11 protein-coding genes are annotated in these 12552 nt (G+C 69.8%); 7 read left to right on the top strand and 4 right to left on the bottom strand.

Features of this window, described 5'->3' with window-relative positions; translation table 11 throughout:
* The first annotated feature begins 69 nt into the window (after positions 1-69).
* The 3 genes from HUA74_RS34395 (at position 70) to serA (ending at position 3652) form a co-directional block, all read left to right on the top strand.
* Complete coding sequence (locus HUA74_RS34395) at positions 70-447, top strand: STAS/SEC14 domain-containing protein (protein WP_141646994.1); 378 nt, start codon at positions 70-72, stop codon at positions 445-447.
* A 105-nt stretch (positions 448-552) separates the two neighbouring features.
* Entirely contained in the window at positions 553-2205 is a 1653-nt protein-coding gene (locus tag HUA74_RS34390) for a serine protease (RefSeq protein ID WP_174457937.1), read from the top strand.
* A 193-nt stretch (positions 2206-2398) separates the two neighbouring features.
* Positions 2399-3652, top strand: a complete 1254-nt coding sequence (serA, locus tag HUA74_RS34385) for a phosphoglycerate dehydrogenase (RefSeq protein WP_141646996.1) — start codon at positions 2399-2401, stop codon at positions 3650-3652.
* Positions 3653-3676: 24 nt separating this feature from the next.
* Here the strand turns inward: serA and HUA74_RS34380 are convergent, their stop codons facing one another.
* Complete coding sequence (locus HUA74_RS34380) at positions 3677-5083, bottom strand: FAD-binding oxidoreductase (RefSeq protein ID WP_141646997.1); 1407 nt, start codon at positions 5081-5083, stop codon at positions 3677-3679.
* 185 nt (positions 5084-5268) lie between these two features.
* Here HUA74_RS34380 and HUA74_RS34375 point away from each other — a divergent pair, with 185 nt between their 5' ends.
* The 3 genes from HUA74_RS34375 (at position 5269) to HUA74_RS34365 (ending at position 8352) form a co-directional block, all read left to right on the top strand.
* The gene (locus tag HUA74_RS34375; RefSeq protein ID WP_174457936.1) at positions 5269-5652 is read left to right on the top strand and encodes a hypothetical protein; all 384 of its coding nucleotides are present in this window, start codon (positions 5269-5271) and stop codon (positions 5650-5652) included.
* 25 nt (positions 5653-5677) lie between these two features.
* Positions 5678-7492 carry a hypothetical protein gene (locus HUA74_RS34370; protein ID WP_174457935.1) on the top strand — a complete coding sequence of 605 codons (1815 nt, stop codon included), beginning with the start codon at positions 5678-5680 and terminating at the stop codon, positions 7490-7492.
* A gap of 323 nt (positions 7493-7815) precedes the next feature.
* Entirely contained in the window at positions 7816-8352 is a 537-nt protein-coding gene (locus HUA74_RS34365; RefSeq protein ID WP_174457934.1) for a dihydrofolate reductase family protein, read from the top strand.
* Between the two features lie 36 nt (positions 8353-8388).
* On the opposite strand, the gene HUA74_RS34360 is transcribed toward HUA74_RS34365, so the two are convergent.
* Positions 8389-9714: a hypothetical protein gene (locus HUA74_RS34360; protein ID WP_174457933.1), complete on the bottom strand. Its 1326-nt coding sequence runs from the start codon at positions 9712-9714 to the stop codon at positions 8389-8391.
* Entirely contained in the window at positions 9711-10991 is a 1281-nt protein-coding gene (locus HUA74_RS34355; protein WP_174457932.1) for a hypothetical protein, read from the bottom strand. The genes HUA74_RS34360 and HUA74_RS34355 overlap by 4 nt, the downstream gene beginning before the upstream one ends.
* 247 nt (positions 10992-11238) lie before the next feature.
* Here HUA74_RS34355 and HUA74_RS34350 point away from each other — a divergent pair, with 247 nt between their 5' ends.
* On the top strand, positions 11239-12060 hold the full coding sequence (locus HUA74_RS34350) for a hypothetical protein (protein ID WP_174457931.1): 822 nt from the start codon (positions 11239-11241) through the stop codon (positions 12058-12060).
* 12 nt (positions 12061-12072) lie between these two features.
* On the opposite strand, the gene HUA74_RS34345 is transcribed toward HUA74_RS34350, so the two are convergent.
* Positions 12073-12549 carry a hypothetical protein gene (locus HUA74_RS34345; RefSeq protein ID WP_174457930.1) on the bottom strand — a complete coding sequence of 159 codons (477 nt, stop codon included), beginning with the start codon at positions 12547-12549 and terminating at the stop codon, positions 12073-12075.
* Between the last annotated feature and the right edge of the window lie 3 nt (positions 12550-12552).

Raw genomic sequence — 12552 nt, 5'->3', positions numbered from 1 at the left:
GGAAGCGTCGGGTATCGGAGTGTCACCGGCTGGGGTTAGGATGCTGCGCCTTCGGAGCCGTCACCACCCATGCCATTCCAGATCAACGTTCACGCGCAGGACCGTATCCTCGAGGTCGTCTATCCCCCCCAGGTCACCTCGGCCGACCTGTCCGAGTATCTGACGGAGGTGAAGAAGGCGATTGTCGGGTTCGCGGGGGAGTGGTCCGCGCTGGTGGACCAGTCCCAGTTGAGGGTGATGCCCACGGACGTCGTGGCCTCCATGGCGGCGCTCAACGCGTACGCGCAGTTGCATGGGATGCAGCGCTCGGCGCGGGTCGTCACGGACGCCCCCTCCGGCCTCCAGGCGTGGCGCATGACGAAGCGGGCCATGCTGACCATCCCCACGCGAACGTTCGAGACGCGGCAGGAAGCCCTGGAGTGGCTGCGCAATCCGGACGCGGACTGAGCATTGCCTCGGGGGGCCCTCTGCCCTCCACTGGCGGCTCCCTTATAGTGGCGACCCGCTCGTCCCCCGGGCGGGCATCGATCCATCATCAGGAGTCGTCTCCATATGCACAACACCCGGAATGGCGCCGCCAGGAAGCTTCTTGGCGCGCTGCTGTGTACCCTTGCCTTCACCGCCTGTCAGCCGGCCCCCGAGGCCGAGCCCGGCGAGGAGGCTCCAGCGACGGGGGCGGGCGAGCAGCCCGTGGTCTACGGCAACGACGACCGCAAGGACGTGTTCGAGCACACGAACGCCACGCTGAAGGCGCGGGCGGAGCAGGCCACCGTGGCGCTGATGTCCCCGTCGGACTTCAACGCCAGCAACCCCAACAACGTCACCTTCAATGGCCCGAACCTGGGCTCGTCCGAGAACCTCTGCACCAGCCAGCGCTTCCGGAGTGATCCAACGGCGGCCTGGTGCTCCGGCACGCTCATCGACGACGACCTGGTGCTGACGGCGGGCCACTGCGTCGAGAGCGCGGCCGAGTGCGGCGACACGCGCATCGTCTTCAACTACTACCGGACCGCCGCCAACACGCTGAAGACGGTGACGACAGCGGACATCTTCTCCTGCCAGTCCATCGTCGTGCGCAAGAAATCGACGACGGGTGGGCGCGACCTGGATTTCGCCATCCTCAAGCTGGACCGCGCCGCGACGCCGCGCTTCACGCCCGCCCCTGTCCGGGCCGGCAACACCGCGCTGGCGACGGGCGCCAACGTGGCCGTCATCGGCTCCGGCAGCGGCATCCCCTTCAAGATTGACTCCGGCGGCTCGGTGCGCACGCCCCGCGCCAGCACGTTGGACTACTTCGTCGCCACCACGGACACCTTCGCCGGCAACTCCGGCTCGGGCGTGTACGAGACGGCGGAGCACACGCTGGCGGGCATCCTCGTGCGCGGTGACGAGGACTACATCGGCAGCGGAAGCTGCAACGTCGTCAACACCTGCACGGAGACGGGCTGCAACGGCGAGGAAATCACCTACGTGAGCAACGCCATCACCGCGCTCTGCCAGGCGACCACCAACGCCCGGCTGTGCGGCTCCGGTCCTCCGCCCACGGGCGGCAGCAACTTCACCTTCTCCGCGAGCGCCACCGCCAGCGCCACCACCAACACCACCAACAAGACGGTGGCCCTGACGGCCGGTCAGAAAATCACCCTGGGCACCTGCGGCGTCACCGGCGCCGCCGTGACGGGTGACTCCTACCTGCGCCTGTTCGGCCCCAGCGGCACCGAGGTCGCAAGCAACGACGATGGCTGCGGCGGCCGGGGCTCCAACCTGAGCTTCACCGCGACGCAGGCGGGCAACTACGAGGTCCGCGCCGGCTGCTACTCCTCTGGCGCCTGCTCCGGCACCGTGGCGTGGACGCTGGAGGGCGGCGGCACCGGCCCCGCGCCGTCGAGCGGCTCCTTCGCGTACACCGCCAGCGCCACCAACAGCGCGCAGACGGGCACCACGAACCAGGGCATCACCGTGGCCGCCGGCCAGAGCATCTCCTTCGGCACCTGCACCGTGACGGGCGCCGCTGGCACCGGCGACACCTTCCTGCGCCTGTACAACAGCGCGGGCCAGCAGGTGACGAGCAACGACGACTCCTGCGGCTCGCTGTCCTACGCCAACTACACCGTGCCCGCGGGCGCGGGCGGCACCTACCAGGTTCGCGCGGGCTGCTTCGGCAACTCCTCCTGCGGCGGCACCGTGGCGTGGACCGTCCAGTAACGCATCCATCCTGATTCACGGCCTCTCGCGGGCGGTCCGGGAAGCCGGGCCGCCCGTTTTCGTCTTCCGGACACCCCCACCCCCCAGGTCACGGACGGCGGGCCGCCCTCCTTCCCGGCTCCCGACACCGGGCCCTCCAGCCCCCTCACCCCGCGCTTGACAGCCTTGGGGCCGGGGTCTAACGCACGGCGACATGAGCACTGCCCGGTTCCCGCCGTCCCCGACGCGCCCGATTCTCAACGAGGGTCCGTTCCGCGCCCTGCTGCTGGAGAACATCCACCCGTCCGCCGAGGCGCTGCTGGCCGCCGAGGGCTTCCAGGTGGAGCGCACGTCCTCGGCGCTCAAGCCGGCGGAGCTGGCCGAGCGCCTCAAGGGCGTGCACCTGCTGGGCATCCGCAGCAAGACGACGGTGCCCGCGGAGTCGCTGGTGCACGCGGACGAGCTGCTCGCGATTGGAGCCTTCTGCATCGGCACCAACCAGGTGGACCTGACGTCCGCCAACACGCACGGCATCCCCGTCTTCAACGCGCCCTTCAGCAACACGCGCAGCGTGGCGGAGATGGTCATCGCCGAAATCATCGCCCTGACGCGGCAACTGTTCGACCGCAGCCGCGAGGTGCACACCGGCCAGTGGCGCAAGGTCGCCACCGGCAGCCACGAGGTGCGCGGCAAGACGCTGGGCATCATCGGCTATGGCCACATCGGCTCGCAGCTCGGCGTGCTGGCGGAGTCCCTGGGCCTGCGGGTGCTCTACTTCGACGTCATGACGAAGCTGCCTTTGGGCAACTCGCGCGCGGTGGGCTCGCTGGACGAGCTCTTGGCCGAGTCGGACTTCGTCACGCTCCACGTCCCGGCGCTGACGTCCACGCACATGATGATGGGCTCCGAGCAGTTGGCGAAGATGAAGAAGGGCGCCTGCCTCATCAACGCCAGCCGGGGCACCGTGGTGGATATCGGCGCGCTGGCGGCGGCCCTGCGCTCCAAGCACCTGGGCGGCGCCGCGGTGGACGTCTACCCGGAGGAGCCCGAGGGCAACTCGGATGGCTTCGTCACCGAGTTACAGAACCTGCCCAACGTCATCCTCACGCCGCACATCGGCGGTTCCACGGAGGAGGCGCAGGCGTCCATCGGCAGGGAGGTGGCCGTCAGCCTCTCCAAGTTCTTCCGGACGGGCGCGACGACGGGCTCGGTGAACTTCCCCATGGTGGAGGCGCCGCTCATCCCCGGCACCCACCGCATCCTCAACGTGCACCGCAACATCCCCGGCGTGCTGCGCGACATCAACCGCATCGTCTCCGACTTGAACGCCAACATCCACGCGCAGGTCCTCAGCACGGACGCGAACATCGGCTACCTGGTCATGGACCTGGACCAGGACGTGTCGCGCCCCGTCTGTGACGCCATCGCCGGCCTGACGACGGACATCAAGACGCGCATCGTCTCCTGACGTCAGCGCGCGCCCATTGCGCGCTCAGGCGTCCAGAATCTTCCCGGGGTTGAGCACGCCCCGGGGGTCCAGGGTCCGCTTGAGCGCGCGCAAGAGGGCCAGCTCCTCCTCGGAGCGCGAGTAGCCCAGGTAGTCCTTCTTCAACAGGCCGATGCCGTGCTCCGCGGAGATGCTGCCCGCGTGCTTGCGCACCAGCTCGAACATGGTGGGGTCCGCCTGCTTCGTGTGGGCCAGGAACTCCGCCTTGTCCAGCGCGTCCGGCTTCATCACGTTGACGTGCAGGTTGCCGTCGCCAATGTGGCCGAAGAGGCAGATTTCCCACCCCGGGTAGCGCGACTGGAAGACGGCCTCCAGCTCCGCGCAGAACGCCTCCAGGCCCGCGACGGGCAGGGAGATGTCGTTCTTGTGGGGCAGGCCCGTGGCGGACAGGCTCTCGCTGATGCCCTCGCGCAGCGCCCACAGCTCCGCCGCCTGCGCCGCGCCCTGCGCCTGCGTGCCGTCCGTCACCAGCCCCCGCTCGAAGAGCGAGCCCAGCCACGCCTCCACCGCCGCCGCGTCGCGTGACTCCGCCTCCAGCAGCACGTAGCAGCCACTGGTCGCTTCAAAGGGGGAGCGCAGCTTGCGGTGGCGCTGCACGCGCGAAAGGCAGCGGTCCGTGAAGAACTCGTAGGCGGAGATGAGGAAGGCCGTCTGCTGGCGCGCGTCCCGGAACAGCCTCAGCACGGCGGCCACATCCGGCACGGCGAAGAGGAAGACGTCCTGCTTGCCGGGAAGCTGCGTCAGCTTGAGGGTGGCCTCGGTGATGACGCCCAGCGTGCCCTCGCTGCCGATGAAGAGCTGGCGCAAATCCAGGCCGGTGTTGTTCTTCTCCAGCGCGCCGTTGAGCTCCAGCACGCGGCCATCCGCCGTCACCACCTGGAGCCCCAGCACCCAGTTGCGGGTGAGGCCGTAGCGGATGACCTTCACTCCGCCCGCGTTGGTGGCGATGTTGCCGCCCACGGTGCTGGAGCCCTTGGAGGCGAAGTCCACCGGCCACGTCAGGCCATGCTCGGCACAGTGGCGGTGCACCGCCTCCGTCACCGCGCCCGCCTGCACGCGCACCGTGTTGCCGAGCAGGTCCACCGGGCCCAGGCGAGCCATGCGCTGCAGCGACAGCACCACCTCGCCCTTCGCCGCCACCGCGCCACCGGCCAGGCCCGTGCGGCCTCCGGAGGGCACCACCGCCACGCCGTGCTGGTGGCACAGCGCGAGCAGCCGGGACACCTCATCCGTGGTGCGGGGCAGCGCCACCGCGCTCGGGGCCGGGGCATACACGCGCGTCCAGTCGCGGCCGTACTCCTTCAATTCCTCCGGCTCCTGGGTGAGGAAATCGACGGGGAAGCCCTCGGAGAGAGCGCGGAGGAAGTCGGCGGGGAGCGCGGCGCTGGACATGCCCCAGGCGTATTGCAGGTCCCACCCGGTGACAAGGTGCGGCGAGGGCCCCGGCGCCTGGGAGGCCGCCCGGAATTCACCGGGAAACGGACAGGAAAATGGGCTCGTTGCGTATACCCAGGCGACACCCGTCGGGTTCTGTCGGGCCGTCCCTGTATCCCACCCCACCCTCCAGGATTCCGAAGATGCATCCGAGCCGAGTCCTCCGCGCCGCCGCCCTGCTGCTCGCCTCCGTGACGCTGACGCCCTCCGCGCTGGCGGCCGAGACACCCCAGCCCAACGTGCCCTACGTCTTCGTGACGGTGGACAGCTACTCCCTCGTCCAGGCGGACACCATCCAGGTCACCGGCGTCCTCCAGGGAGAGAACACGCCCCGGACCCTGGAGTTCGAGTTCCCCTACCCGTCCACCAACTACTACGGCGCCAGCCCGCATATCGCTCGCTGCGACCGGCTGGCCTTGCTGCTCATGAACAAGCCAGGGGCCTACCTCCTCGAGCTGTCGCTCCGGTACCAGGGGGCGATTGTCACCTGCAAACTGACCCGCCGGACGGCGGCGCCGGCTCCCTGACGGACGGAAGACGGGACTCCCGCTCATGGCGACGACGCGAAGCATCTGGCTGGCGCTCGCGCTGGCCCTGCTGGGGCTCCAGTCTGGCTGCGCCGATGGTGGCGATGGCCTCGGGACTGGCGGCAAGGACTCGGACGGCGACGGCGTGGCGAACGACGCGGACTGCGAGCCGTTCAACAGGGCGAACTGGCACGAGGTCTCCGCCTACGAGGACGTGGACCGTGACGGTCGGGGTGACGGGGCCTTGAAGAAGGTGTGCGCCCCCGACAACGCCCTGCCCCTGGGCTGGACCTCGGTGCCGGGAGACTGCGCCCCGAAGGACAGCTCCCGGTGGCGCACGGTCTCCGGCCTGTATCCGGACCGGGACAGCGACGGCGCCACGGGCCCGGGTCCGGTGGAGGTCTGTCTGGGGGAGACCCTCTGGGGGTATCGCGAGCAGGCGGGCCCCTCGGACTGCGATGACGAGGATGCGCGCTTCGCGGTGGCTCGCGGCGCCTGGCCGGACCTGGATGCGGACGGGTATGGCGAGGGCCCTCGCGTGGACGTCTGCGCCGGCAAGTCGCCACCGCTGGGGTTCTCCATCGTGGAAGGAGACTGCGCGCCGCTCGATGCCACTCGCGCGGTGTCTCTCGCCTATCTGTACCGGGATGTCGACGGGGATGGCCTCACCGTGGATGCGCCGGGCGCGCTCTGCCTCGCGCCCCTTCAGCAACTGCCTGCCAGCTACACCCTCCAGTCCCTCGGCGCGGATTGCGACGACTCGGACTCGACGGTGTGGCGGACGCGCGACGTCTACGTGGACGCGGATGGCGATGGCTTCGGCACGGGTGAGCCCCAGGCCCGGTGCGCGGGCGCGGTGGCGCCTCCGGGACATGCGCTCCAGGGCGATGACTGCGCCCCCGGGGACGCCACGCTCTGGCAGTGGCGGGGCTACACGTACCGCGACGCGGATGGGGATGGCGACACGGTCCCCGAAAATGGCGTGCGGTGCAGCGGCGAGTTTCTGCCCCAGGGCTATGCCCACCTTCCCCGCGGGCTCGACTGTAACGACCAGGATGCTTCCATCCGGGTGAGCTGGAGCGTCCATCCCGACGAAGACGGGGACCTGGTGGGCGCGGGCACGGCGGTGACGCTGTGCGCGGGTGGCACGGTGCCACAGGGCTACTCGACGCTCGGCTCCGACTGCGCGCCCTCGAACGCCAGCGGGTGGCAGCTCCGGGAGTACCGGCATCGCGACGCGGATGGGGATGGCTACACGGTGCCCGAAGCGGGCAACGTCTGTGGTGGCACCGCACTGCCTCCTGGCTATGCGTGGACCGAGCAACGCCGGGACTGCGACGACACGAGCCCCACGCGACACACGTCGCTCCTGTCCTGGCCGGACCTGGATGGAGATGGCGTGGGCGCGGGCACGTCGGAGACGCTGTGCACCGACGGGCAGACGCCTCCTTCCCGGTCGGCGGTGGGAACCGACTGCGCGGACGACGATGCGACGCGCTGGGTTCAGCGCAACTACACCCACGTGGACCGGGACCTGGACGGCGCCACGATGCCCGAGCAGGGCGGTGTCTGTGTGGGCAGCGCGTTGCCAGCGCCGTACTTCACGAAGGCCACGGGCAACGACTGCGACGACGCGGACCCGGAGCGCACGCGCTGGGTCGTGCTCTATCCGGACATGGATGGCGACGGCGTGGGCGCCGAGCCCCGGCAGATTCCGTGCATCGGCGCGACGATACCTCCGGGCATGTCCATCTACGGCTACGACCTGGACGACAACGACCCGGACGTGACGGAGGCCACGGAGGACGACAGCGACATGGACCTCATCCTGGAGCCGTGAGCCGCATTCCCGCCATCTGACGACAGGCGAACCCTTGCCTGGAGTCGGGGCGGGACTGCGTCACCTCGTGACTTGCATCGTCAGTGGGTTGAGGCCATCCTCATTTCCGGCGCGGGAAACCGCGCTGTCCATGACCTCTTCTCACTGACAGCTCTCGCTCCTCGAAGCGCTCCTCCTCGCCCTCGACGCCATGCGTCCGAGGTGGCGGGTGAGGCGCTCCCCGTGAGCGATTCCCACAGCACCGCATTCACGTCCCCACCGCACCCTTCCGGCGCGGAGCGCCACCCGTGCGCGGTGGGACTTCTCGAATCCGAGGTCCTCCTATGCAACCCCAGAAGCGCAAGCTCGCGTACCACGTCGCCACCACCCTCGACGGCTTCATCGCCCGCGAGGACGACTCCTTCGACTGCTTCGCGAACGAAGGCGACCACGTCACCGAGTACCTCGCCACGCTGCGCACCTATGGCGCGGTGGTGATGGGCCGCCGGACGTATGACATCGGCCTGAAGTTCAACGTCACGGACCCCTACCCGTACCTGGAGACGTACGTCGTCTCGCGCACGATGAAAGAGAGTCCGAATCCCCGCGTCCACCTCATCTCCGACGACGTCGTCGGCGCGGTGCGCGCTCTGAAGGCCCAGGAGGGCAAGGACATCTACCTGGCGGGAGGCGGAGCCCTGGCCACGCAGTTGCTCACCGCGGGCCTCGTGGACGAGGTCCTCATCAAACTGAACCCGGTGCTGCTCGGCGCGGGAATCCACCTCGTCTCGCGGCTGGGTTCACACATCCCCCTGGAGCTGCTGTCGACCAAGGTCTACCGGACCGGCGTCGTGCTGCTCCAGTACGCCATCAAGCACTGAGCCTTCGCGCTCCAGGGTGCCCGGACGTGAGTGCGCTCACGTCCGGGCGCTCTTCGCCTTTCCCGGCGTGACGGCGTCCGGCCAGGAGCGGAGAATCAACTCGGCCGAGGACTGCGCGGACCACTCCATCTGCCCCATCAGGACCTGCCTGCCGCGACTGACTCGAAACGGCTTCCACAGCGGAGCCTCCTCCCGCTTCAAGGAGTCCCAGGCCGACCAGCTCACGCCTCCAGTGGCAGTCACCAGCCGCGTCAGCCAGTCGTCGAACTCCGTGCCGGACAGCCAGCGGAGCTGCTCCAACACCCGGCCCACGTCCGCCGCGAGCGTCGACTCCCGCCCCGTCACCGTCGAGAGCACCTGACGACCGGCCCCCTCCGGAATGAAGGACACGCCGCCAGGCCGCAGCACGGCCCACCCCGAGCGGGGCGCCGCCGCCGCCTCCCGCAGCGATGCGGGAAAGACAACCACGTCCGCGAGCCGTACCCCGGAGCGCACCCGCCCCAGCAGCGGAGGCTGGCTGTGCAGCTCGAGAAGGGTCGCGAGCGCCTTGGCGTCCGCGAGATGGGCCACCTGGAGCCGGGGCTCACCCTCCACCTTCAAGTCGTGCGTGGGCCCCAGGTGGACACCTCCAGGCGCGATGGTGGCCAGGGGGACGGAGACGGTCTCTCCGAACGTCGGCATCCACAACAGCCGCCTGCTCGTCATCCAGACGCGACCCGCCCGGGCCCACGCCACGAACAGCGGGGCGACGATGAACGCCACCAGCGCCACCCCCGCCCGACTCCCGTTTCCTCGCAGCAACGCCAGGAGGAGGACATACAAGCCCCAATACAGCAGGGCCATGGAGACCAGCAGCGGAAGCGTCTGTCCCGAGGAGACCGGCGACAACCGGTCCGCCTGGAACAGCAGCACCTCACCGGGCTCGAGCGTCATCGTCGCCCGCTTGCCCACCAACCCGTCCAGCCGCGCCAGCTCCACCTTCAGCACGGGAGGACCAGACACGTGCACCAACCGCGACAGTCGCGCGCGCACCAGTGTCTTGAGCCGCTCCCGGCGCGCCTCCAGCTCGCGCAGCCCCTCCATCACCGGCAGCGTGTCGGACCAGCCCTCCACCCGCGCGCGCCGGCTCGTCCGCTCCAGGGCCTCCTCGACGGTGGCCTCCTCTGCCAGCCACTCCGAGACGAGCGTGGGATGCGCGCGCCACCGACGCTTCCATCCCCGGCCGCGCAGCACCGCCTCCAGGGTGGCCGCTCGCCGGAGCGCCGCCTCAAGCACCTCCGCGCGACCTTCCAACTGGACGCGCACGTCTTCGGCGGTGGGCCCTTCCGACGACTCCTTCGCGGCGTGGACGCGCTCGGTCATGACCCGCTGCTCAGCTTGGGCTGAACGTCCTCGCTCGAATCCTGGAGGCCCTCACTCCAGGCGTGCACCAATCGGTAGGCGAGCTCCCGCTTCGTCAGCCCCACGTTGCCGACGAGCACCTCCTCGCCCCGGGTGATGTGGACCTCCTGCTCCAGGGGAATGTCCCGAGCCACCCGCGCATCCTGAGACGACCAGGCCGCGCCCCCCGTCGCCACCGTGGCCCGCACGAGGTACGCGTCCAGCTCCGACTCGGGCTGCCAGCACAGGCCATCGAGCACGCACTCCAGCTCGACGCTCGACAGCAACCTCCGGCCAGTCGCGGCATGCAACAGCGCCGCGCCCGCGTCGGGGTCGGGGAGGAAGAAGACGCCACGACCCAGCAACACGGCCTGCCCGGAGCTCCACGTCCCCTTGCGACGCAGCAACGCCGAAAACGTCAACAACTCCACCCGCCGGTCCACCCGGGCCGCTTGCGCCCGGACGCGGGCATCGCGAAACAACTCCAGCAGGACGCGCAGCCGGTCGGCGCTCGCGCCATCGAACCGCGTCAGCCGGATGAAGTGGTCTCCGCGAAGGCTGAGCGCTCCCCCGCCGTCCTCCAGTTGGAGTCCGCCCTCCTCCAGCGAGTCCAGCCGCACGGCCACCGGGGGCTCGTCTCCCGGAGCCATCCACACCACGCGCTCCGGGGTGAGCCAGACGACGCCCGGGGCCTTCATTCGCAGCAGCGTCACCGTCCCCATCAACAACGCGACCAACGCCAGCGTGCCACCGACCAGCGCCACTCCCGTCGAACCGAGGAGCAGCAGCCAGAGAATCCCCACCCCGAGGCCCAGCGCGACCAGGACGAAGACGAAGGCCACCACGTACTGCGGCGCCCGACCCACCGAGGCGATGCGCAGCGCGAAGGGCTCCGTCGGCGTCCGCTGGAGGGAGACCTCCTGGGCGCAGACCTCCTTCAGCTCGCGCAGCTTCTCCTCCAGCGACAGGGACTCCGTCACGAGGCCCCGGGTCAGCAGCGCGTCGCGCACGCGCAGCGCCATTCGCTCGCGGACCTCGCGCACCCGACTCGCGGTCTTCGGAATGGATGAGCCTTCCGGCCAGCCCTCCTGCTCACCGCGCCGCTCGGTGCGCTCCAGCGCTTCCAGCAACGTGGGCTCCACCTCCAGGACGTCCTGAATCAGCGAGGGCTCGTCCTGCAACGTCCGCCGCCAGCCGCGCGAATCCAGGGTCCTGTCGAGCATGCGATAGCGGCGGAGGGCGGACTCAATCAGTTCCACGCGCCCTTCCAGGCGGCGGCGCAGGTCCCCCTCCGACGGTCGCGACTCGGGCACCACGGCACCGGTTCGGTTGCGTTCGGACATTGCCCTCGCAGCATATCCGGTCGGGCCCTCCCTCTGGGAGCAGTGCCCGTGAGCCCCAGGACAGTCCCGACGACGGCACGAGGGAATCCCCTTCCACCATGCCTAGGCTCGCGTTCACGCGCCGCTGGGGGCGCGCCTTGCCGGGGGGCGCGGCATGGACCGCATGCGAAGACCCTTCCTCATCGCCGCGCTGGTGCTGCTGGCGCTCTGTGTGCTCGTGGAGGTGGGCTCGCCCATCCTGCTGCCCCAGAAGTCGCCGGACTGCTCGGTGCTGAGTGGCACGAAGCCCTGCGCGCCGCTGCCTCCGGGCTTCCCCGAGGACTGCCGTCCCCTGCACGCCGCGATTTGCGAGGGCGAGGACGTGGACCCCTCCGACGTGGTGCGCACGCAGAAGGAGAACCCGCCCACGCCGGGCCTGGGCATTCCCTACCTCGCCCTGGTGGATGCGCTGCTGCTACTCACGCTCGGGTTGATGGGCGCGAGCCTCATCATCCCCGAGCGCGTCCACGGGCGAGTGCAGGGACTGGCGACGCTCATCGGCTCCATCGTCGCGCTGCTCACCGGCTTCGGCCTGCTCATGGCCGCCATCGCGCTGACGCTGACGATGATAACGCTCGTCGCGTCGGTGCCCTTCGGCACGCTGGCCTATCTGGCAGTGTGGGGCTTCTTCAACCGGGGAGGCGCGGCCGGCACGCTGGGGTTCTTGATGTTCCTCAAGCTCGCCGCGGGCGTGTGCCTGGTGCTCGCGCACCAGCGCTTCCTCCAGAACAAGGGCCTGGTGCTGCTCTACCTCACGTCGCTCCTGGCCAACGCCGTGGTGTCCCTCCTCCACGGACTGGTGCCCGGCATCCTCGTCAGCATCACCGACGCGGTGAGCGCCATCATCGTCGCCATCCTCGGCCTCATCTGGGCCGTGCTGCTGCTGGTGGGCGCGCTGGTGTCCATCCTCAAGGTGCTGCGCCTCAAGCGCGCCGCGCCGGCCTGAGGCCGCTCCTGCTCACCTCAGTCCCAGCTCGCAGATGGGACGCTGCGGAGGGGCCGACAGACACGTCACCTCCAGGTCCGCGCCCTCCTTCGCCACGTCCAGCTTCTTCGCCTCCTTCAGCGGGTCGAACTTCGCCGGCACCGACGGCTTGCCCCTCGACGCCAGCGACACCCGGACCACGGAGAGGGGGCGGGGCACCACCTCCAGCGAGCGCATCCGCGTGTCGGACGCCTTCACGTCCACCCGGCAGGAGCCCCCGCTCGGAAGGACGAGCACCCCCTCCTGGAAGGCACACGTCGCGGCCAGTTCCGAGGCATCCACCGGCTCGGGCTTGATGAACCGCTCCCGGAGTTCCTGGGCGGACTGCGTGGGACTGTCGCGACGGGAGGACTCATCCTTCGCCCCCAGGCCCACGCCCAGGACATAGAGCGCGACGATGGCGACGATGGCCAGGATGAGCACGACATGGAGGGGCTTGAGCTCGGGCATGGC

It is taken from the genome of Myxococcus sp. CA051A (assembly GCF_013336705.1).
Classification (GTDB): Bacteria; Myxococcota; Myxococcia; order Myxococcales; family Myxococcaceae; genus Myxococcus; species Myxococcus llanfairpwllgwyngyllgogerychwyrndrobwllllantysiliogogogochensis.
Note: the sequence above shows the minus strand (reverse complement) of the source record. Positions and strands in the feature narration are given on the sequence as shown.

Coding starts and splice junctions, on each gene's coding strand:
- HUA74_RS34395 (WP_141646994.1), top strand. CDS start 70: ATGCCATTCCAGATCAACGTTCACGCGCAGGACCGTATCCTCGAGGTC.
- HUA74_RS34390 (WP_174457937.1), top strand. CDS start 553: ATGCACAACACCCGGAATGGCGCCGCCAGGAAGCTTCTTGGCGCGCTG.
- serA (WP_141646996.1), top strand. CDS start 2,399: ATGAGCACTGCCCGGTTCCCGCCGTCCCCGACGCGCCCGATTCTCAAC.
- HUA74_RS34380 (WP_141646997.1), bottom strand. CDS start 5,083: ATGTCCAGCGCCGCGCTCCCCGCCGACTTCCTCCGCGCTCTCTCCGAG.
- HUA74_RS34375 (WP_174457936.1), top strand. CDS start 5,269: ATGCATCCGAGCCGAGTCCTCCGCGCCGCCGCCCTGCTGCTCGCCTCC.
- HUA74_RS34370 (WP_174457935.1), top strand. CDS start 5,678: ATGGCGACGACGCGAAGCATCTGGCTGGCGCTCGCGCTGGCCCTGCTG.
- HUA74_RS34365 (WP_174457934.1), top strand. CDS start 7,816: ATGCAACCCCAGAAGCGCAAGCTCGCGTACCACGTCGCCACCACCCTC.
- HUA74_RS34360 (WP_174457933.1), bottom strand. CDS start 9,714: ATGACCGAGCGCGTCCACGCCGCGAAGGAGTCGTCGGAAGGGCCCACC.
- HUA74_RS34350 (WP_174457931.1), top strand. CDS start 11,239: ATGCGAAGACCCTTCCTCATCGCCGCGCTGGTGCTGCTGGCGCTCTGT.
- HUA74_RS34345 (WP_174457930.1), bottom strand. CDS start 12,549: ATGCCCGAGCTCAAGCCCCTCCATGTCGTGCTCATCCTGGCCATCGTC.